This is a genomic window from Streptomyces sp. NPDC006208, assembly GCF_040613775.1.
GTDB lineage: Bacteria > Actinomycetota > Actinomycetes > Streptomycetales > Streptomycetaceae > Streptomyces.
This window is the reverse complement of record NZ_JBEXSW010000080.1, coordinates 1-19,691: the sequence shown is the minus strand read 5'-3', so window position 1 is coordinate 19,691 and position 19,691 is coordinate 1. Positions and strand designations below refer to the sequence as shown.

The 19,691-nt window shown below is 71.8% G+C and carries 17 protein-coding genes; 13 read left to right on the top strand and 4 right to left on the bottom strand.

The window, feature by feature from the left end:
• Positions 1–385 precede the first annotated feature (385 nt).
• Positions 386–877, bottom strand: coding sequence for a hypothetical protein (locus tag ABZ208_RS37455; RefSeq protein ID WP_356913924.1), 492 nt, complete (start codon positions 875–877; stop codon positions 386–388).
• A gap of 240 nt (positions 878–1,117) precedes the next feature.
• Between ABZ208_RS37455 and ABZ208_RS37450 the strand changes: the two genes are divergently transcribed.
• The 5 genes from ABZ208_RS37450 to ABZ208_RS37430 all read left to right on the top strand — a co-directional run bounded on the left by ABZ208_RS37450 (position 1,118) and on the right by ABZ208_RS37430 (position 6,912).
• Positions 1,118–1,924 carry a tyrosine-protein phosphatase gene (locus ABZ208_RS37450; RefSeq protein ID WP_356913923.1) on the top strand — a complete coding sequence of 269 codons (807 nt, stop codon included), beginning with the start codon at positions 1,118–1,120 and terminating at the stop codon, positions 1,922–1,924.
• 215 nt (positions 1,925–2,139) lie between these two features.
• Complete coding sequence (locus ABZ208_RS37445) at positions 2,140–4,101, top strand: hypothetical protein (RefSeq protein ID WP_356913922.1); 1,962 nt, start codon at positions 2,140–2,142, stop codon at positions 4,099–4,101.
• A gap of 98 nt (positions 4,102–4,199) precedes the next feature.
• A complete protein-coding gene (locus ABZ208_RS37440; protein ID WP_356913921.1) occupies positions 4,200–5,084 on the top strand; it encodes a metal-dependent hydrolase in 885 nt (294 codons plus the stop codon).
• Between the two features lies 1 nt (position 5,085).
• Positions 5,086–6,153: a PDR/VanB family oxidoreductase gene (locus ABZ208_RS37435; protein WP_356913920.1), complete on the top strand. Its 1,068-nt coding sequence runs from the start codon at positions 5,086–5,088 to the stop codon at positions 6,151–6,153.
• Between the two features lie 36 nt (positions 6,154–6,189).
• Positions 6,190–6,912 carry a TetR/AcrR family transcriptional regulator gene (locus ABZ208_RS37430; protein WP_356913919.1) on the top strand — a complete coding sequence of 241 codons (723 nt, stop codon included), beginning with the start codon at positions 6,190–6,192 and terminating at the stop codon, positions 6,910–6,912.
• On the opposite strand, the gene ABZ208_RS37425 is transcribed toward ABZ208_RS37430, so the two are convergent.
• Positions 6,897–7,247 carry a 5-carboxymethyl-2-hydroxymuconate Delta-isomerase gene (locus ABZ208_RS37425; protein WP_356913918.1) on the bottom strand — a complete coding sequence of 117 codons (351 nt, stop codon included), beginning with the start codon at positions 7,245–7,247 and terminating at the stop codon, positions 6,897–6,899. The two genes, ABZ208_RS37430 and ABZ208_RS37425, sit on opposite strands and share 16 nt — an antisense overlap.
• A gap of 39 nt (positions 7,248–7,286) precedes the next feature.
• Here ABZ208_RS37425 and ABZ208_RS37420 point away from each other — a divergent pair, with 39 nt between their 5' ends.
• The 3 genes from ABZ208_RS37420 (at position 7,287) to ABZ208_RS37410 (ending at position 9,918) form a co-directional block, all read left to right on the top strand.
• Positions 7,287–7,805, top strand: a complete 519-nt coding sequence (locus tag ABZ208_RS37420; protein WP_356913917.1) for an N-acetyltransferase — start codon at positions 7,287–7,289, stop codon at positions 7,803–7,805.
• A gap of 37 nt (positions 7,806–7,842) precedes the next feature.
• Positions 7,843–8,919: a LacI family DNA-binding transcriptional regulator gene (locus ABZ208_RS37415; protein WP_356913916.1), complete on the top strand. Its 1,077-nt coding sequence runs from the start codon at positions 7,843–7,845 to the stop codon at positions 8,917–8,919.
• Positions 8,920–9,018: 99 nt separating this feature from the next.
• Complete coding sequence (locus ABZ208_RS37410) at positions 9,019–9,918, top strand: phosphatase PAP2 family protein (protein WP_356913915.1); 900 nt, start codon at positions 9,019–9,021, stop codon at positions 9,916–9,918.
• A gap of 66 nt (positions 9,919–9,984) precedes the next feature.
• On the opposite strand, the gene ABZ208_RS37405 is transcribed toward ABZ208_RS37410, so the two are convergent.
• The gene (locus tag ABZ208_RS37405; protein ID WP_356913914.1) at positions 9,985–12,975 is read right to left on the bottom strand and encodes a bifunctional [glutamine synthetase] adenylyltransferase/[glutamine synthetase]-adenylyl-L-tyrosine phosphorylase; all 2,991 of its coding nucleotides are present in this window, start codon (positions 12,973–12,975) and stop codon (positions 9,985–9,987) included.
• Positions 12,976–13,614: 639 nt separating this feature from the next.
• Between ABZ208_RS37405 and ABZ208_RS37400 the strand changes: the two genes are divergently transcribed.
• The 3 genes from ABZ208_RS37400 to ABZ208_RS37390 all read left to right on the top strand — a co-directional run bounded on the left by ABZ208_RS37400 (position 13,615) and on the right by ABZ208_RS37390 (position 16,825).
• Positions 13,615–15,771, top strand: a complete 2,157-nt coding sequence (locus ABZ208_RS37400; protein WP_356913913.1) for a PIG-L family deacetylase — start codon at positions 13,615–13,617, stop codon at positions 15,769–15,771.
• 77 nt (positions 15,772–15,848) lie between these two features.
• Entirely contained in the window at positions 15,849–16,364 is a 516-nt protein-coding gene (locus ABZ208_RS37395) for a pyridoxamine 5'-phosphate oxidase family protein (RefSeq protein WP_356913925.1), read from the top strand.
• A 29-nt stretch (positions 16,365–16,393) separates the two neighbouring features.
• Positions 16,394–16,825, top strand: a complete 432-nt coding sequence (locus tag ABZ208_RS37390; RefSeq protein WP_356913912.1) for a VOC family protein — start codon at positions 16,394–16,396, stop codon at positions 16,823–16,825.
• A 158-nt stretch (positions 16,826–16,983) separates the two neighbouring features.
• Here ABZ208_RS37390 and ABZ208_RS37385 read toward each other — a convergent pair whose 3' ends face one another.
• Positions 16,984–17,184, bottom strand: a complete 201-nt coding sequence (locus ABZ208_RS37385) for an antitoxin (RefSeq protein WP_356913911.1) — start codon at positions 17,182–17,184, stop codon at positions 16,984–16,986.
• 549 nt (positions 17,185–17,733) lie between these two features.
• Between ABZ208_RS37385 and ABZ208_RS37380 the strand changes: the two genes are divergently transcribed.
• Positions 17,734–18,441 carry a histone protein gene (locus ABZ208_RS37380; protein WP_356913910.1) on the top strand — a complete coding sequence of 236 codons (708 nt, stop codon included), beginning with the start codon at positions 17,734–17,736 and terminating at the stop codon, positions 18,439–18,441.
• A 6-nt stretch (positions 18,442–18,447) separates the two neighbouring features.
• Positions 18,448–19,410: an SRPBCC family protein gene (locus tag ABZ208_RS37375; protein ID WP_356913909.1), complete on the top strand. Its 963-nt coding sequence runs from the start codon at positions 18,448–18,450 to the stop codon at positions 19,408–19,410.
• Positions 19,411–19,691 lie beyond the last annotated feature (281 nt).

Genomic DNA, 19,691 nt, shown 5'->3' with positions numbered 1-19,691 from the left:
AGAACGCCTCGGTGTTCGCGGTCGACTCCTTCCCCGAGCAGCTGCACAAGCCGGTCACCGACCACGGCGACTTCATCAACGTCTTCGACGACAACGTCATGCGGAAGGTGGTGAACTGCATCAACACCGGCCAAAAGTGCCGCTAGTCCCGCTGTCGCCGGAGACGACGTAGCCGGACACGCCAGTCAGTCATCAGCAGTCAGAACCATTCAGCACAACGGGACAAACCAAGCGAAGAGCGCAAACGACCGGAGCGATCGGGTCGGCCCGAAGGAAGCGGGCCGGCCCGATCGCGGCTGTACGGCCGTGGCCGCCCGCCTGGGACGTGCCGCACGCGGGAGGGGGCCGGTCCTGAACCCCGGCCCCCTCCCGTGGACTTGTCCGTTCAGCCCTCGTGCCCTTCGTGGCCCTTGTGCCCCTCACCGGTGCCACCGCCGCTGTCATGGCCGCCGGACGGATGCTGGGTGCCGGTCTCCACCGTGCCGCCCAGCCGGCCGCGCAGGGCCGTGATCGCCTTCTTGTCGCCGGATGCGACCCACTTGCGGCCGACGAGATACACGCCGCCGTAGTCGTTGGCCTCGTTGATCCACTCGCGCTGACCGCGGTCGGTGGAGAAGGTCGTCAGGATGTACGCGCCGTCGGCCGTCTTGCAGTTCGCCTGCCGCAGCTCGGCAGCGTCCGTCTGTATGTTCGGCTTGCACGTGGCCTGTTCGGCCAGCTGCTCCAGCGTGCCCGTCGCCGTCTTCGGTTCCTTGCCGTCCGCGCCCTGCCCGTCCTTGTCGCCACCCGAACTGCAGGCCGCCGCCAGGGCCAGGACCACAACCGCCAGTCCTGTCCGCGCCGCCTGCCACGTGCTGGTTCCCGTACTCGTCCGCATCCGGCCATGGTGCCCTCCCTCCCCCTCTTCGCGCGACAGAACCCCGGGTATCGCGCGCTCCGCACACCGGTGGTCACGCCCCGCAACGCGCAGGGAGCTGCGGCCCGGTGGTCGGTCACGGCCGGTGCCGCGGTCGTCGGCTACCGTGGCCTACAAGACAGGACACAACCGGAGAATTGCGTAGATACCACCCCATGTGACACCCACAGGCAGTCCGAGCAGTCAGGGAGCCGCCGCGCCATGAACGCGATCCCCGCCACCACCGTCGCCAACCTCAGGGACCTCGGCGGCACGCCCCTGGCCGACGGCGGGTCCGTACGCCATGGGCTGCTCTTCCGCTCCGGGCAGCTCGACCGCCTGGACACCGTGGCCGACCCGGCCGTCGCCGCACTCGGGGTACGTACGGTCGTCGACTTCCGCACCCGGGACGAGCGCAGCGCCCGCCCGGACCGGATCCCGGAGGGCGGGCGGCTGCTCCTCGCGGATGTGCTGGCCGACCAGGTGACGTCGGGCCGCATGCCGCCGGCCGCGCGGCTGCGGCAACTGCTGGGCGATCCGGCCGCCACCGAGCAGGAGCTGGGCGGTGGCCGGGCGCGGACGCTGTTCAGCGACATCTACCGCTCCTTCGTCACTGCTGACTCGGCGCGGGCCGCCTACCGGGCGTTCCTCAACGAACTCGCCGAGCCCGACGTCGGGCCGCTGCTGTTCCACTGCACGGCGGGCAAGGACCGTACGGGCTGGGCCGCGACGATCGTGCTCACCCTGCTCGGCGCGACACCGGAGACGGTCGAGGCGGAGTATCTGTCGGTCAACAGGGCGGTCCGGCAGGCCTTCGCGCCGATGGTGGAGGGCTTCACCGCGCAGGGCGGGGACCCGGACACCGCCCTGTCGATCGTCGGAGTGGTCCCGGACTATCTGGCCGCGGCGCTGGACGAGGTCGATGCGCGCTACGGCTCCATGGAGAAGTACGTGCGCGAGGGACTGGGCGTCCCGGCGCAGGCGATGGCGCGTATCCGTGCACGCCTCATCGGTGCAGCGGCGCCCTGATGAACGTGTGCCGGGGGCGTCGGCGGTTGCTGCCGGCCGGCACGACGCCCGAACGCAACCATCGGTGCAGCGGCCCCGTGATCAGCGCGTGCCGGGCCGGGACGGTTGCCGCCGGCGGGCGGAACGCCGGGCGCGGACCGCGCATGCGCGGTGCCAACCACGGCCCGTGGAAGACCACTTGGTGACCGCAGGGCGATTCGCTCGTTCTGCTGAACGTGCGCCCACAGGATGTCCTCAACACCCCTGCCCCGTCCGCGGCCCCACCCGCCCCCGGCCCCGTCGAGGTCGAACAGGCCGAGGCGGCGCTGATCGAGCACTACCCCCGGCTGGTACGGATCGCCTACCTCGTGCTGCCGCCGTCGCTCGGCCGCAACCGGCGGGTGCTGACCGCGCACGCCATCGCCCAGCGCTCGCTGCCGCGCGGCCGTGCGGCCGCCGGGCCGGCGGCCGTCCCGCGTCCGCGCGGCGCCACGGGCACCGCCGCCGGGCCCGGCTACGCGTTCGTACGCGGCCGGGTGCTGCGCCAGGCGCTGGAAGCCGGACTGCCGCTGCGGCGCCTCGCGAGGCCCCGGCGCGCCCAGCTCCCGCCGCTTCTGCCGCACGTGTGGGGCCTGCGGGTCTTCCCCCGGTCCGGCGGCGCGGACGAACTCGCCCTGGACCAGCGACTCTCCGCGCTCTCCGGCCCCGCACGGGCCGCTTTCGTGCTGCGCGTGCTGGAGGGGATGGCCGACGACGAGGTACGGGAGGTCCTGGCCGCCGCCGGGGTCGACGACGTACCGGCGGCGCTGGCGGACGCGGACGGGCTCCCGAACGGGGGCCGTTCCCGGGCGCTGCTCACCTCGTCCGAGTTCGACGTCTGCTCGCTCCAGGTGCGGCCCACGGATCTGATGCGCCGCCGCCAGCACGCCAAGGCGGGCGTGGTGGCGGCCCTGGCGCTCGCGGTGTGCGGGGCGCTGCTCGGGCTGCCGGGCGGCGGCTGGGGCCGGGACGGCGCGGCCGCCCCGCCGTACGCACGCAATCCCGCGGCCGAGGCTGCACTGGACCCCGGGCAGTTGGCCCGGGTCCCCGCCACGGCGTGGCAGGCCTCGGCCCGCCGCGACTTCTCGGTCTGGCCGGCCCGCGGCTCGCTCACCGACGACCGCGCGCTGCTGCGCCGCGCCCTCGCGGTCTGGGCGAGGCCCGGCGCCGGCGTCCAGGTCTCCGCCACCCCCGGCACCCAGTCCGGGCCGCCCATGGGCCCGCCGCAGCTGCTGTTCGCGGGCGAGGTGGACCAGGCGCGGGTGGTGCTGCTGTACGACGGGCTGCGGGTGGCCCGGTACGCGGAGCCGGCGGGCGCCGACCGGGGCGGCGCGGCGCTCGACTTCGCCCGCACGGACGGGGCGGACACGGCGTCCGCGAGCGCGCTGGTGGTCGGCCGCACCGACGGCAACGTCCGTTATGTCACCGCTCCATGGGTGCGCCGGGTCGCCGTACGCGACCTGCTCGACCCGGCAGGCGCCGCCCGCCCGCTCGACCGCGAAGCCGACGGGGTCACGGCCCCGATGCCGAGCCCGGCCCAGGCCCGCGGCTGCCTGGGCTGGGACGCGCTCGAGGTCGACGACGGGAGCGCGGCCCGGACGCTGACGGACCTCGGCGAACTGACCCCGGCCCGGCTCACCTACGGCCCGCCGGCCGCTCCGAAGGACATCACCGGTGCCGCGGCCCGCGCCTCCTGGGCACGTACGGCCTGTCTGCTGCCCGGTATGCGGGCGCACGGGGTGCGCGACGTGAACTCGTGGCAGTATGCCCAGCAGTCACTGCCCGAGGCGAACGGCACCGCGGCGTGGCTGTGCACACGCGCGGAGACCTGGCGGGGAATGGGCAGCCGGGTCATGACCCAGTTCCAGGCGCCCGCCGCACGGCCCGGCGCACCCGGTGCGGTCGCGGCCCGCGCCGAGGACTCGCCGTCCTGCGGAGTGCGCGAGCCGCGGGTGCTGGCCGGGGTGCTGTGGAAATCGCAGGCCGGACAGTGGTACGTGCTGGCGGCGGGCAGCGCGCAGTTCGCCTCGCTGGCCGTCTCGGGCGGGCTCGAGGGCGAGACGGCGGGCCGGGTGCTGGCGGTGCGCGCGAAGGAGGGAGCGCGGGCGGAGCTCAGCGGCCGCCTCCCGGACGGGACCCGGGTCGGCGCCCTCGGCTGAACCCGCGCCCGCGGCTTCGCCGTTGCCGGGGACGGACGGAGGGCGGAACCTGCCGCACACCTCTGGCCCCGGGCCTTACCCCTCAGTACATTGACACCATGTCTAATACGCAGCCACGTCCGGTCGCGACCGAGCGGATACCGCTCAAGGCACGCAAGGTCGCCTTCGAGTGGTCGGACACACCGTTGCACTGGGTCCCCGGAGAGCCCTTCGCGACCCACACGATGAATGTGCTTCACCTGCTTCTCCCGGCGGGCGAGCGATGGTTCGTCCACGTCTACAAGCAGGTGCTGCCGTACATCAAGGACGATCGGCTGCGCGAGGACGTCATCGGGTTCATCGGGCAGGAGGCCGTGCACTCCCAGGCCCACGACGACGTGCTGCCGCACCTTCGGGAGCTCGGTCTGGACCCGGAGCCGTACACGGCGCAGGTGGACTGGCTGTTCGAGAAGCTGCTCGGGGACCGGACGCTGCCACCGGGCAAGGCGCGCAAATGGTGGCTGATGGAGCGCGTCGCCCTGATCGCGGCGATCGAGCACTACACCGCGTTCCTGGGCGACTGGATCCTCAACGCCGAGGAGCTGGACCGGCGGGGCGCGGACCCGGTGATGCTGGACATGCTGCGCTGGCACGGTGCGGAGGAGGTCGAGCACCGCTCGGTCGCCTTCGAGCTCTTCATGCACGTGGACGGCAGCTACCGCCGCCGGGTGCGCACCTGGGCGATCGCCTTCTCCACACTGGTCTTCCTCTGGCAGCGCGGCGCCCGCTTCTTCATGGAGAACGACCCCACGCTGCGGGACGGGCGCGCGAGCGTCGGCCAGTTCTACCGCGCGGGCCGTCGCGGAGTGCTGCCCAGCACGCCCGCGATGCTGCGCTCGATCCCCCGGTACCTCAGCCACGCCTACCACCCTTCCCAGGAGGGCAGCACGGCCCAGGCGGTGGCCTATCTGGCCTCCTCACCCGGCGCGAACGGAGGCCGCTGACGTGCCGCGGCTGCGTACCGCCGTCCTGGTCGCCGGCGCCGCTCTGCTCACCAGGCGGGCGCTGCGCCGCCGTGTCCAGCGCTCCCCGCTGTGGCCGCTGCCGGCACTCCCGACACCCGTCTCAGGCCGGGCACCGAGGCGCAACGCCGCATTCCGTGCGCTGGTCACCGAGCGCACCGAACCCGCCGAAGGCGTCGTCCAGCTCCGGCTGGAGGCCGCCGGGCTGCCCGCGTGGCAGCCGGGCGCGCACATCGACGTGGTGCTGCCCTCGGGGCTGGTCCGCCCGTACTCGCTGTGCGGTGACCCGTCCGAGCCGGGGACGTACACGATCGCCACACGCCTGATCGAGGACGGCCGCGGCGGCTCCCGCGAGGTGCACGAACAGCTCCGGGTAGGCATGGACATCGAGATCCGCGGCCCGCGCAACCGGTTCCCGCTCGCCGATTCCGAGGCATACGTGTTCGTCGCGGGCGGCATCGGGATCACTCCGGTCCTGCCGATGGTGCGGGCCCTCGCGGCCGCCGGCGCCAACTGGCGGCTGCTGTACGGCGGCCGCTCGCGCGCCTCGATGCCGTACGTGGACGAGCTGGAGAAACTCGGCGCGGACGGCGACCGGGTGCTGGTGGTCCCCGAGGACGAGTCGGGCCTGCCGGACCTCGCCGCCTTTCTCGCCGGTACGGCCCCGGGCACGGCGGTCCACTGCTGCGGGCCCGACCCGCTGATGGACGCGGTCGCCGCGCTGCTGCCGGCCTCCTGCACCCTGCATCTCGAGCGTTTCACCCCCGGGGCGGCCGGGCCCGGCGACGACGTGGCGTTCGAGGTCGAACTGCGCCGCAGCGGCCGGGTGGTTCAGGTCGCGCCCGGCCGGTCGGTGCTCTCGGCCGTCCGTGCCGAGCTCCCGGACGTCCTGTACTCCTGCGAGCAAGGCTTCTGCGGCACCTGCCAACAACGCGTCCTGGAAGGTGAGATCGACCACCGCGACGAGCTCCTGACGGACGGGGAGCGCGACGACTCGATGCTGATCTGCGTCTCCCGCTGCCGGGGCGGGCGGCTGGTGATCGACCTGTAGGACGGCGCCCTTCCGCTCAGTCGGTAGGGTGTTCGCATGACGACCGGGGTGCGGCGACGGATGGGCGTCGAGGAGCGCAGGCAGCAGCTCATCCAGGTGGCGCTGGAGCTGTTCAGCCTCCGCTCCCCCGACGAGGTGTCGATCGACGAGATCGCGGCGGCCGCCGGGATCTCACGGCCGCTGGTCTATCACTACTTCCCCGGCAAGCAGAGCCTGTACGAGGCGGCGCTGCACCGCGCCGCCGAGGAGCTCGCCGCTCGGTTCGACGAGCCGCACGAGGGGCCGCTGGGGGCCAGACTGCTGCGGGTGATGGGCCGGTTCTTCGACTTCGTCGACGAACACGGGACCGGCTTCTCCGCGTTGATGCGGGGTGGCCCCGCCGTGGGTTCCACGGCCACCAACGCGATGATCGACGAGGTCCGGCACGCGGCGTACCGGCAGATCCTGTCCCATCTGCGGATCAAGGAGCCGTCCCCGCGGCTGCAGCTGGTGGTGCGCTCCTGGGTGTCGCTCGCCGAGTCGACGGCGCTGCTGTGGCTGGACGGGCGGCGGGTGCCGCGCGCCGAACTGGAGTTGCAGCTGGTGCACGACTTCGCCGCGCTGACCGCGGTGAGCGCGGCGTACGACGACGAGATGGCCGACATCCTCATCGGCATCCTGGCGGACGAGCCGGCCGACGGACCGTTCGGTGATCTCGTCGGCCGGCTGACGGCGCTGGCGCCCGCGATGGTGAAAGTTCCCGCTCAGCGCCTGCGGTAGGACGCGTCCAGGTCCCGCATCTCGGCCGAGACGACCGGGGCGACGCCGCCCGCCGGCCGCAGATACTCGGCCAGCAGATCGAGCACGACCTCGGACAGCTGCGCCTTGACCTCCGGGCTGCGGCCCGGCAGCAGCGCCACCGCGATGTGGACGACGGCGGCCTGGCCCGTGCCGTCCGCGACGACGGTCTCGTCGACGCGGCGGAACCGGGTCTTGCAGGCAGCGAGTTGGGTGTCGGCGGTCTTGGCGATCAGCGGGTGCAGCGCGAGCGCGAAGCCCTGGCGGTCGAAGGAGGACTCCACGGAGTGCGAGTAGTCGACGGTGATCTGCGGCATGGCATCGCTCCGGTGGCCGGTCGGTCGTAGTGTCTTCCCATGATCACCGACTCTGCCTTCCGGCTCGCCGAAGACACCGAAGCCGACCTGACCGCGCTGGTCGGCCTCCACGACGGCGCGGCACGCTGGATGGTGCGGGGCGGCATCGACCAGTGGAAGCCGGGCGACAAGGACGCGGAGCACTTCCGCCGCCGGATCGGGACGGGCGAGGTCTGGCTGCTGGAGCACGGTGGCCGGGCCGCCGGGGGGTACGAGCTGTGGTGGGAGGACGAGCCCGCCTGGGGAGTTCAGCCGCCGGTCGCCGGTTACGTGCACCGCCTGATGACCGACCGGGCGGACGCTCCGGCCGGATCGGGACGGGCGATGCTCGCCCATGCCGAGCGGCGCATCGCCGCCGTCGGGCGGGAGTTGGCGCGGCTGGACTGCTTGAGCCGCAACCGGCGGCTGCGGACGTACTACGAGGCGGCCGGGTACCGCGTGGTCGGCGAGCAGCCCGTCAAGGTGGCCGCGGACGGCAGCCGTTACGGGGTGCTGTTGCTCGAGAAGTCCCTTGTGTGATGGGCAGCCGCAGCGCCGACCGGTACAGTCCGGTCCTGTGACCGCTCCCGCGCGCCTGGCCGACATCGCAGCCCAGGCGGGGGTCAGCGAAGCGACGGTGAGCCGGGTACTCAACGGGAAGCCGTCGGTCGCGGAGACCACCCGCCAGTCCGTACTCGCCGCGCTCGACGTGCTCGGCTACGAACGGCCCGTACGGCTGCGCCGGCGCAGCGCCGGACTGGTCGGGCTGATCACCCCGGAGCTGGAGAACCCCATCTTTCCGGCTCTCGCCCAGGTCATCGGGCAGGCACTGACCCGGCAGGGCTACACCCCGGTGCTCGCGACACAGACCCCGGGCGGGTCCACGGAGGACGAGCTCACCGAGATGCTGGTGGACCGCGGCGTCTTAGGCATCATCTACGTCTCCGGGCTGCATGCCGACAGTACCGCCGATATGCGGCGCTACGACCGGCTTCGCTCACAAGGCGTCCCGTTCGTCCTGGTCGACGGATTCTCCCCGGAGGTACAGGCGCCGTTCATTTCCCCTGACGACCGGGGGGCGATGCATCTCGCGGTCACGCACCTCGTCTCACTCGGTCACACCCGGCTCGGCCTGGCGCTCGGACCACGGCGTTTCGTGCCCGTGCAGCGGAAGATCGAAGGGTTCGTCGAGGCGGTGCGGGACCGGCTGGGGCTGGATGCGCACACCGTCGGGACGGAACTGATCGAACACTCCCTGTACACCTTGGAGGGCGGCCAGGCGGCCGCGGCGCAGCTGATGGACCGCGGCTGTACGGCGGTTGTATGCGCGAGCGACATGATGGCACTGGGGGCGATACGGGCGGCGCGGCAGCGCGGGCTCGAAGTGCCCGACGACATCTCGGTCGTGGGTTTCGACGACTCGCCACTGATCGCCTTCACGGATCCACCGCTGACCACGGTCAGGAAACCGGTGCCCGCGATGGGCCAGGCCACGGTCCGCACGCTGCTGGAGGAGATCGGCGGCAACGGGACGTCCGAGGCGCAGAGGAGGGCTCCGGTTCACGGCGAGTTCGTCTTCATGCCGGAGCTGGTGGTTCGCGGTTCAACGGCTTCGGCGCCGGGCTCGGACCGGATTTCTGCACCCCCACAGTGACCAGGGAACGTAAGTCGTCCGTAAGGTGTACCGAGTGCGGCCCGAACCCGACTGCGGGATGATCTGGGGTGGGCCGTGTTTCTGGCAAACTCTCGTCCCATGGGTGAAGCGACCGTGAAGACTCTGGAAGGCCGAACGGCAACCCCGTCACCCATGGTGGACGACGAGGTGGAAGCGCGTGCGCCGCGCAATCGGCAGCGCACCGCCCGGTCGCCACGCCGCCCGCGGATCTGGTTCGAAATCCTCTTGATCGCGGTCAGTTACTGGACGTACTCACTCATCCGCAACGCCGTGCCGGAGCAGAAGAGCCAGGCGCTGCGCAACGCGGACTGGATCTGGGACGTCGAGAAGACGCTCGGCATAGCAGTGGAGCAGACGGTCAACCACGCCGTGAACTCGGTGACATGGCTGATCGTGTCGATGAATTACTACTACGCCACGCTGCACTTCATCGTGACCATCGGTGTGCTGGTGTGGCTCTACCGAGGGCACCCGGGCCGCTACGCGGCAGCCCGGCTCGTGCTGTTCTCCACCACGGGTGTGGCACTGGTCGGTTACTACCTGTACCCGCTCGCACCCCCTCGGCTCATGAACGGGCAGCACTTCATCGACACGGTGCTGGTCCATGAGACCTGGGGCTCGATGGCCTCGGGCAACTTCAAGAACATGTCGAACCAGTACGCGGCGATGCCTTCCATGCACATCGGATGGTCGCTGTGGTGCGGCCTGATCATCTGCACGCTGGCGGCCGCTCCGTGGGCGAAGATCCTCGGCGCGCTGTACCCGACGACGACACTGGTCGTCATCGTCGCCACGGCGAACCACTTCTGGCTCGACGCGGTGGGCGGCATGATCTGCCTGGCGTTCGGCTTCGCGGTCTCGTACGCGTGGTACCGGGCACTGCCGCACCAGCTCCCGCAGCTGCCGGCTCAGCCTGCGAGCCTTCCCCGCGACCCGAACGGCGGCCTCCGCCGCTTCCTGCCGGCGGCGCGGACCTGACCCGGGGCCCCCGCGACGCCGCCGCGTCCATGGGCGGCGGCACCGGGCCGGCCGCCCGCTCGAGGGCTACGCGCCGTAGAACAGTTCCTCCATCACCGCGCGCGCACGGCGTGTGATGCGGCGGTAGTCGTCGAGCATGTCGCCGACGTGGCCGGGGCCGTAACCGAGGTAGCGGCCCACCGCGCCCAGTTCGCGGCCGTCCGAGGGGAAGGTGTCGCCGGCCCGGCCGCGGACCAGCATCACGGCGTTGCGCACCCGGGTCGCGAGGACCCAAGCCTCGTCGAGGATCTGCGCGTGCTCGGCGTCCATCAGGCCCGCGGCATGCGCGGCGGCGAGCGCCTCGCGGGTGCGGGTGGTGCGCAGCCCCGGTTCGGCCCAGCCGTGGTTCATCTGGAACAGCTGGACCGTCCACTCGACATCGCTGAGCCCGCCACGGCCGAGCTTCGTGTGCAGCGTGGGGTCCGCTCCCCGCGGCAGCCGCTCGGACTCCATACGCGCCTTCAGCCGGCGGATCTCGCGCACCGCGTCCTCGCCGAGACCCTCGGCCGGGTAGCGCAGCGGGCCGATCAGCTCGATGAACCGGCCCGCGAGCTCGAGGTCACCGGCCATCGGGCGGGCGCGCAGCAGCGCCTGGCTCTCCCACACCAGCGACCAGCGGCGGTAGTAGGCCTCGTACGAGGCGAGGGTGCGCACCATGGGACCGCTCTTGCCCTCGGGCCGCAGATCGGCGTCGATCAGCAGCGGCGGGTCCGCGGTGGGCAGCTGCAGCAGCCGGCGCATCTCGGTGACCACGGTGTTCGCGGCCTTCGCCGCCTCCTGCTCGTCCACGCCGTCGCGCGGCTCATGGACGAAGAGCACATCGGCGTCGGAGCCGTAGCCGAGCTCGTGCCCGCCGAAGCGGCCCATTCCGATGACCGCGAACCGGGTCGGCAGCGTGTCCCCCCACTGCTCGCGCACCGCGGCCCGCAGCGCGCCAGCGATGGTCGCGGCGGTCAGGTCGGTGATCGCCTTGCCCACCCGGTCCACCAGCGCGCCCGTGTCGACCTCGGCGGGGCTCTCCTCGGTGCCGTACGAGCCGATGAGATCGGCCGCGGCGGTACGGAACAGCTCCCGGCGGCGCACCCCGCGGGCCGCGGCGACCGCGCCCTCGGCGCTGTCCGCGCGCCCGACGGCCGCCAGGACCTCCTGCTCCAGATGGCCACGGTCGCGTGGCGCCAGGCCTTCGGGGTCGCCGAGGATGGCGACCGCCTCGGGGGCGCGCAGCAGCAGGTCGGGGGCGAGACGGCCGGCGGAGAGCACCCGGGCCAGGTTCTCGGCGGCGGCGCCTTCGTCCCGCAGCAGCCGCAGATACCAGGGCGTCTTGCCGAGCGCGTCGGAGACCTTCCGGAAGCCCAGCAGTCCGGCGTCCGGGTCGGCGGAGTCCGCGAACCAGCCGAGCAGCACGGGCAGCAGTGTGCGCTGGATCGCCGCCTTGCGGCTGACGCCCGAGGACAGCGCCTCCAGGTGACGCAGGGCCGCGGCCGGGTCTGCGTAGCCGAGTGCCTCCAGACGCTGTCCCGCCGCCTTCGGGCTGAGCCGGGTCTCGCCCGGCGTGAGCTGGGCGACCGCGTCGAGCAGCGGCCGGTAGAAGATCTTCTCGTGGAGCCTGCGTACGACCGAGGCGTGCCGCTTCCACTCCTTGTTGAGCGTGGCGACGGGGTCGGTGCGCATACCGAGGGAGCGGCCGAGGCGGCGCAGATCGGCCTCGCCCTCCGGCACCAGGTGCGTACGCCGCAGCCGGTAGAGCTGGATGCGGTGCTCCATGGCGCGCAGGAACCGGTAGGCGTCGTCCAGCTGGGCGGCGTCGGCCCGGCCCACGTACCCGCCGGCGGCGAGCGCCCCCAGCGCGTCCAGGGTGGTGCCGCTGTGCAGGGTCGCGTCGCTGCGGCCGTGCACGAGCTGGAGCAGCTGTACGGCGAACTCGACGTCGCGCAGCCCGCCGGGGCCGAGCTTGAGCTCGCGTTCGATCTCGGCCACGGGGATGTTGTCGACGACGCGGCGGCGCATCTTCTGTACGTCGGGCACGAAGTTCTCGCGCTCGGCGGCCTGCCACACCAGCGGCGCCAGCACCTCGATGTACTCCTCGCCGAGCGCCGGGTCGCCTGCCACGGGTCGGGCCTTGAGCAGCGCCTGGAACTCCCAGGTCTTGGCCCAGCGCTGGTAGTAGGCGAGATGGCTGGAGAGGGTGCGCACCAGCGGTCCGTTGCGGCCCTCGGGGCGCAGATTGGCGTCCACCGGCCAGATGGTGCCCTCGACCGTGGTCTCGGAGCAGATCCGCATCAGGTGGGAGGCGAGCCGGGTCGCCGCCTGGAGGGCCTTGGCCTCCTCCACGGCGCCGTCCGCGGGCTCGCCGACGAAGATCACGTCCACATCGGAGACGTAGTTGAGCTCGTGGCCTCCGCACTTGCCCATGGCGATCACGGCCAGATGGCAGGCGGCGGCGTCCTGCGGGGCTGCGGCGCGGGCGATGGCGAGCGCGGCGCGCAGGGTCGCGGTGGCCAGGTCGGCGAGCTCGGCCGCAGTCTGGGCGACATCCGTGGTGCCGCACACGTCACGCGCCGCGATGGACAGCAGACAGCGGCGGTAGGCGACCCGGAGCGAGACGGTGTCGGTGGCGTCCGCGAGACAGCGCTCGAACTCCGCGACGCCGGGGTGCAGATCGGACGCCTCGTAGGTGACCAGCGCCTGCCAGTCCCGCGGGTGGCGGGCCAGATGGTCGCCGAGCGCCTCGGACGCGCCGAGCACACCCAGCAACCGGTCCCGCAGCGGCTTCGCGGTGACGACCGTGTCGAGCAGTCGCTGGCGCTCGCCGGGTTCCTGGGCCTCGACCATGCGCACGAGGGAACGCAGGGCGAGATCGGGGTCGGCGCTCGCGCCCAGGGAGTCGAGGAGCACCGGGTCACTGCGGACGGAGGACATCTCGGGCAGGTCCAACAGCCGCCCGGCGGCGGAGGGGTCCGTGAAGCCGTGCCGCAGCAGTCGGGTGAAAGTGCTGCTCCTGCGCCCCGGCCCCGTCATCCCGGTCTCCGTTCTGTCCGAACCGTCCGAACTGCCCGAACTCTGCGAACTCTTCGATCAAGGTGCGGATTCGAGCCTAGCCGCCGGACGCCCCACCGCACCCTGCGGGCCACGCCCGGCCGCCCGGCGGCCATCGGGCACGGGCCCGCGGGCGGCGCTGCACCGGGCCGGCCCGCGCATGCCTCGTGACCGGTGCGAGCCGGTGGCCGGCACCGACCGGGAGCGCGCGCGAAGCGGCTCCGGGGTGCGGCGCCCCGCGCCACCGGAGAGGTGGACGGACGCAGAGCCCCACGCGCCCGGGTCGTGCCGGACCCGGCGGGGCAGCGTCGGCAGCGTCCGGTACGACCCGGGACGAGTGGCCACGGCGGGCGGCGGCGCCTCAGACCGGACGGACGCGGCGCAGCGTGGTGCCGTGACGAGGATTCACCGCGCCCCGAAGACGGTGGACTCGGCGGCCGGCCGATCCGTCGGCGCCGGCGACCCCACTGGCCGGAACGCCGCGTGAGATATGCCATGTTCATTGCCGTTCGACGTTTCCGACCCGCATGCTCGGTATTCCGCTTCCACGGCAGGCTCGCGACGATCACCCCGATCACGCGGGCCTGATGCTGCTCTTTTTGACATCGAAGGCAATTCCGCATGCGCACGTCCGGGCCTCGCCGCCGCCCCGCCCTGCTGTCCCCTCGGGGCACCAAGGCCGCCATGATCCTCGCGCCGCTCATCGGCATCGCCTGGATCTCCGGTGCCGCGATCGCCTCGTCCGACACTCAGTCGGCAGCGGGCTCTTCGGACGCTCGGCGCAAGACCGGCCCCGCGCACTCTTGGCACACGCCTCCCGCGCCACGGCCCGCCCCCGCCGCATCGGTGATGCAGATCGTCTCCCACCCGGACGACGACCTCTTCTTCATGAACCCGGACACCCGCCAGTCGATCACCTCCCGCCGCAGCCTCACCAGCGTGTACCTCACGGCAGGCGAGTCGGACGGGGTCAACGCCGCCCGTACCGGCCCGCTGGCCCCTGCCACGCCGCCCCCCGCGGACAAGGCCCGCTACGCGGAGGCCAGGCAGAACGGCATCCGCGCCGCGTACGCGGAGATGGCCACCGGCGACCGCACCAGCCCCTGGCGGCGGACAGCGATCCCGACGGCCGGCGGCGGCAGCGCCGAAGTGGACACCCTGCGCGCCCGCCCCGAGATCCGCCTGGTGTGGGTGCAGCTGCGCGAGGCGGGCTCCATACTCGACGACCGTCCCAGCAGCCTGCACGGGCTGTGGGACGGCCGTGTGGACCGCCTCGGCGCACAGCTGTCCTCCGGCACCCCGGTGACGACGCCCTTCGCGTACACCAAGCAGCAGGTGATCGACACGGTGGCCGGCCTGCTGGAGCGTTTCCGGCCCACGCATGTGCGGATGCTCGACCCGACGCCCGGCAAGGTCGAGGAGACCGGCCACGCCTCGGACCATCAGGACCACATGTACGGGGCCCGCTTCACGCAGGCCGCGCTCGAGAGGTACGCCCTCTCCCGGGACCACCACGCCTTCAGCGTGCAGAACTATCTCGGCTACCGAACCGGCGGACTGCCCCAGACACTCGACGCGGCGACCGCCTCGGCAAAGCTGCACACGCTCAAGACGTACGCGTGGACCGACACCGCCAACTACTGCGCCGACCCGGCGGGCTGCGGCGACCGCAAGACGGCCGCGCGTCCCGAAGGCCACGGCTGGGCGTACTCCGTGCGCTACACCCGGGGCGAGTCGACGTCGTGGATGCAGCCGGGCCGGGACGGCGGGCTGTGGGCGTTCTCGGTGCTCGACAACCGGCTCGCCGTCTGGCACAAGGCGGCGGGAGCACGGGAGACATGGACCGGGCCGAAGCTGCTCGGCGGCGGGGGCATCGACAGCGGTGTCACCTCCGTACGGCTGGCCGACGGCCGGATCGCGGTGTTCGCCACCCGTACGACGCTGGGCCACGCGCCCGGCGACTACCGCAGGGATGTGGTCACGGCCGTGCAGAACGCGCCCGACGGCGCGTTCGGGCCGTGGCTCTCGCTCGGCACGCCGGAGCCGGACGACGCGAGCGGTCTCTCCGACATCAGCGCCCCCGCCGCGGCCGTGGACAAGGCCGGGCGGATGACGGTCTATCTGCGCAACGGCCACCACTCGCTCAGCTCCGCGGCCCAGCGGACGGACGGCTCGTGGATGCCGTGGCGCGAGCGCGGCGGAAGCGATCTGCACGGCGACCCGGTGGTGGCCTCGGACGCCGCGGGCCGTCAGCACGTCTTCGTCCCCACCCCGCAGTCGGTGCTGTCGTGGACCCAGGGGGTCCCGGGTGCACCGCTGACCGGCCCGACGCCGACCGGTCTGCCGCCGACGACCCTCGCCCTGAGCGCGGTCCCGGACGGGGACGGCGTACAGCTCTGGTTCCGCAGGCCCGGTTCGGGCGCGGTGGGCACGCTCCGGTTCTCCGGACCGCTGGCCTCGCCCGTCCGGGATCTGGGCGGTCCGGCGGGTTTCGGCCCGGTCAGCGCATCGGGGCCGGGCAACGGCGTGCTCGCACTCCGGTCCGGGGCGGGCGTCCCGGGCACCGCGCTGCCCGCCGCCGACGACGCCGGGCGGACCGGGCCCGCCGAGGGTCCCGCGGCCTGGCAGGTGGCCGGCCCGCAGTTCGTCGGTGGGCCCCCGGGCGCACCGACCGGCCCGGAGGGCACGACGCTGGCAGCGCTGGGCCAGGACGGACGGCTGTACTGGGCCGAGACGGACGGCCGCGCTCCGCTGTCCCGGTGGCGTCCGGCGGGCTGAGCCCCGACCGATGATTAGGGGCGGCGGACGCGGTCTACCCATGCGGTGATCCGCGACGAGAGGACCCCGCCGTGTCCGTGAAGCAGTCCCTTCCCCTGACCGAGCTCGACGCCCGCTACAGCGACCCGAAGGCCGCGGCGGCCGACTGGACGGAAGCGGTCGGCCGGCTGCGGTCCGCCGAGACGTTCTGGCTCACAACGGTCCGTCCCGACGGCCGCCCGCACGTCACCCCGCTGATCGCCGTCTGGCACGACGAGGCGCTGCACTTCTGCACCGGCGCCGACGAGCGCAAGGCGCGTAATCTCCGCCACAATCAGGAAGTCGTCCTCACGACGGGCGTCAACTCCCTGAGCGAGGGGTCGGATGTGGTGATCGAGGGCGAGGCGGTCCGGGTGACGGACGAGTCGCACCTGCGGTCCCTGGCCGGGGCGTACGTCGAGAAGTACGGCAAGGAGTGGACGTTCGACGTCCGCGACGGCGTGTTCGTGGGCGACGGGGGCGAGGCCCTGGTGTTCCAGGTGGCGCCGCGGACCGCGTTCGGCTTTGCGAAAGGCGAGGTGTTCGGCCAGACACGCTGGCGGTTCACCCAGTGATCCACCCATCCACTGCAGGGAGTTCACCGATGGACATGACCCTTGAAGTGATCCCGGTCCCGGTCTCGGACCTGGACCGGTCGAAGAAGTTCTACGAGGAGGGCTGCGGGTTCAAGGTCGACCTCGACGACGAGGTGGCGCCGGGGATGCGCATCATCCAGCTCACGCCGCCGGGCTCCCGCTGCTCGATCGCGATGCTGTCCGGCATGCCCGCACACGCCGACCAACAGCTCATGGCTCCGGGCACGCTCCACGGTCTGCAGCTGTGTGTCACGGACATCGCCGCGGCCCACGCCGAACTCACGGCCCGTTCGGTTCCCGTGACCTCGATCCAGCACGTGGGCGCGGGGGGCTGGGAGGAGGGGCCGGGCGAGACGTGGAACTCGTTCATGTTCTTCAAGGACCCTGACGGCAACAGCTGGTGCGTGCAGGAAGCCCCGGCGCCGCTCTCGGAACGCTGAGGGCGCCGCTCAGGGCATGAGCCCCATGGGCGGTACAGGCCGCGGCCCCGTGGCTCACACTGCCACGGGGCCGCGGTCGGCTGCACGGTCCCCCCGACCGCCCGAGTGGCGCCGGCAGGGCGCGAGTCCGGGGGGCGGGAGTCGGTACCAGCGCGGGGTCAGGCCTGAGGCGGCGGTTCCCGGCGCTCCGCGCCGCCCCCGCCGTACTGGTCCTTCAACTTGTCCTGGCCCGTGTCGACCTGGCTCTGGTACTTGCCCTGGGTCTTGTCGTCGACCATGTCACCGGCCCTGTCGACACCCTTGTCGGCCTGGGACTCGTGGCCCTTCAGCATGCTCTTGATCTTGTCCATCATGGACATGGGGAGCTCCTCCTCGCCACATGGGACCCCTCTCTCCAGGGTCACCGCACCTGCCGTGGTTCGCATCCGCAGGGCAGGCGGCAGCCGTCCCGACGGCATCCGACCTCGTGGGGCCGGCGAGGGTTCGGGTCTGCTGGGACGAGCGGTCCGGAGGGCATGAAACGGTTCCGGGCCAGAGACCGACCGTCTCTGGCCCGGATCGGCGTTTCGGGACTCTAACCGCGCTGACCTGCGCTTACAGCACCGGCAGACTCTTGGGCAGCCGAAGGCCGTGGGGCGCTTCTCAGGATGCGACTGACACGATTCGGGCGAGACTGGTGAGTACAGGACCGGCATTGGGCCGACGCTCTCATGCCGAGGCGACCACCCCTCGTGGCCGGAATCCCCGGGCTGCAGATGGCCGGCCCCGCCCGAAGTGAGCAGATCAGGTGCCCCCTTCGTTGCGCTCCAAATTCGTCCGCAGTGGCGGCCGTTGGGGCAGAGACCACTGACAGCAGCAGTCTGCGCGGCACAGGCGGGTCCCGCGGGAACGATGAAGGTGACGTGCGCATGGACGATCAGACCAAGATGGCGCTTGCAGGGGCCATAGCCGGCGGTTACGTGCTGGGCCGTACGAAGAAGGGCAAGCTCGCCCTGAGCGTGGCGACATATCTGGCGGGCAGGCGGTTCGGCCTCGAGCCGCGCCAGCTTGCTGCTGAGGGGATGCGCAGGCTGGCGGAGATCCCGCAGGTCGCCGAACTGCAGGACCAGCTGAAGGGGGAGTTCCTCGAGGCCGGCCGCAAGGCAGTGACGGCTGCGGCCACTCGCGGCATGGGGACGCTCGCGGACACGCTCCGTGATCGCACGGCCGGCCTCGCCAAGGAGGAGGAAGAGCCGGAGTACGAGGAAGAGGAAGAACCGGAGGAGGAGTACGAGGAAGAGGAGGACACGGAAGAGGAAGGGGAAGAGGAACCGGAGGAGGAAGAGGAGGAGCCTGAACCCGAGCGCCCGCAGCACCGGAGAAGCTCCCGGAGGCCGGCTCGGCCCGAGAGGGGTACCGCGTCAAGGCGAGAGAGAGCCCCCTCTGCCCGGAGATCTTCCGGGGCGGCGGCGAAGGACCCGTCCCGGAGGAAGACGTCCTCTGCGACGAAGCCGGCCGCGAAGAAAGCAGCCCCAGCGAAGAAGTCTGCCGCCAGGAAGCCGGCTCCCGCGAAGAAGGCGGCGTCTTCAGGGCGGGCGGCGAAGAGGACGTCCAAGCGCGCCGATCGCCGGAGGTAGCCCGCCATGGCCGGTAAGGAGACGAAGCAGGCACAGACGCTGGAGTCAGGGGTGGGCGGACTGCGTGAGGCGCTGACGGGTTTCGTCGGTTCACAGGTGGAACAGCTCGCGGAGAAGGCCGGCGACAAGCTCACGGACGTCACGGCGCAGCTCACCGATGTCTCGGACAACGGCGGGTCACTGCTCAAAATCGGCTCGCGCATCCTCGGGGGCGAATCCCCCGTGAAGGCGTTCTTGTCCGAGAAGGCCAAAGGCCTCAAGGACAGTGTCGTGGACAAGGCCAAGGAGGCGTTCGGCGGCGGCAAGGGCAAGTCCAGCAGCAGCAAGAGCATGAACATCATTGAGGTCCTCGATGTCGGCGTGCCCCTGCGCACGGCCTACGACTGCTGGACCCAGTACGAGGAGTTCAGCAGCTTCACCAAGGGCGTTCACAACGTCTCGATGAGCGACGAGACGACCAGCGACTGGAAGGTCAAGGTCGGCCCCTCCTCCCGCAGTTTCAAGGCGACTGTTCATGAGCAGATCCCGGACGACCGGATCGTCTGGACCTCCGAAGGCGCCAAGGGGACGACCAACGGTGCCGTGAGTTTTCACGAACTGGCGCCGACGCTGACGCGGATCGTCCTGGTCCTGGAGTACTACCCCTCCGGGTTCTTCGAAAAGACCGGCAATCTTTGGCGGGCCCAGGGCCGCCGGGTTCGGCTGGACTTCAAGCACTTCCAGCGGTACGTCACTCTCACCGAGGAAGAGCCGGAAGGCTGGCGCGGCGAGATCCGGGACGGCGAAGTCGTCATGTCCCACGACGAAGCGATGGAAGAGGAAGAAGCAGCACAGGCCGAGGAGTCGGAGAGTGACGGCGAGTACGAAGCCGCGGAAGACGAAGAGGGCGATGCTGAGGACGAAGAAGAAGGGGACGCCGAGGAAGACGAATGGGAGGACGAGGCCGTCGACGAGGACCGGGAGGAATGAGGGCGCGAACCGTGAACGGCAGCAGCACCGAACCACGTTGACGACCGATGCCGTGCCGCGAGGGCATCACCGACACTCATGACGCATCCGGGGAGCGGCCCGCAGGCGCCGGATATCGGGCTGCCGTTCCAGCCCTGCAGCTCACTACTGCGGGACTGTCAGTCAACGCTGGTTGGAGACGTAGAGAGCTCAGGACGCGGATGAAACTTCGGCTGAGCTGTGGCGTGCGTCGCGGATAGGGCCTCCTGCCCGGTGGAGGCTTGTCAGGGCTTGTCGGTAGG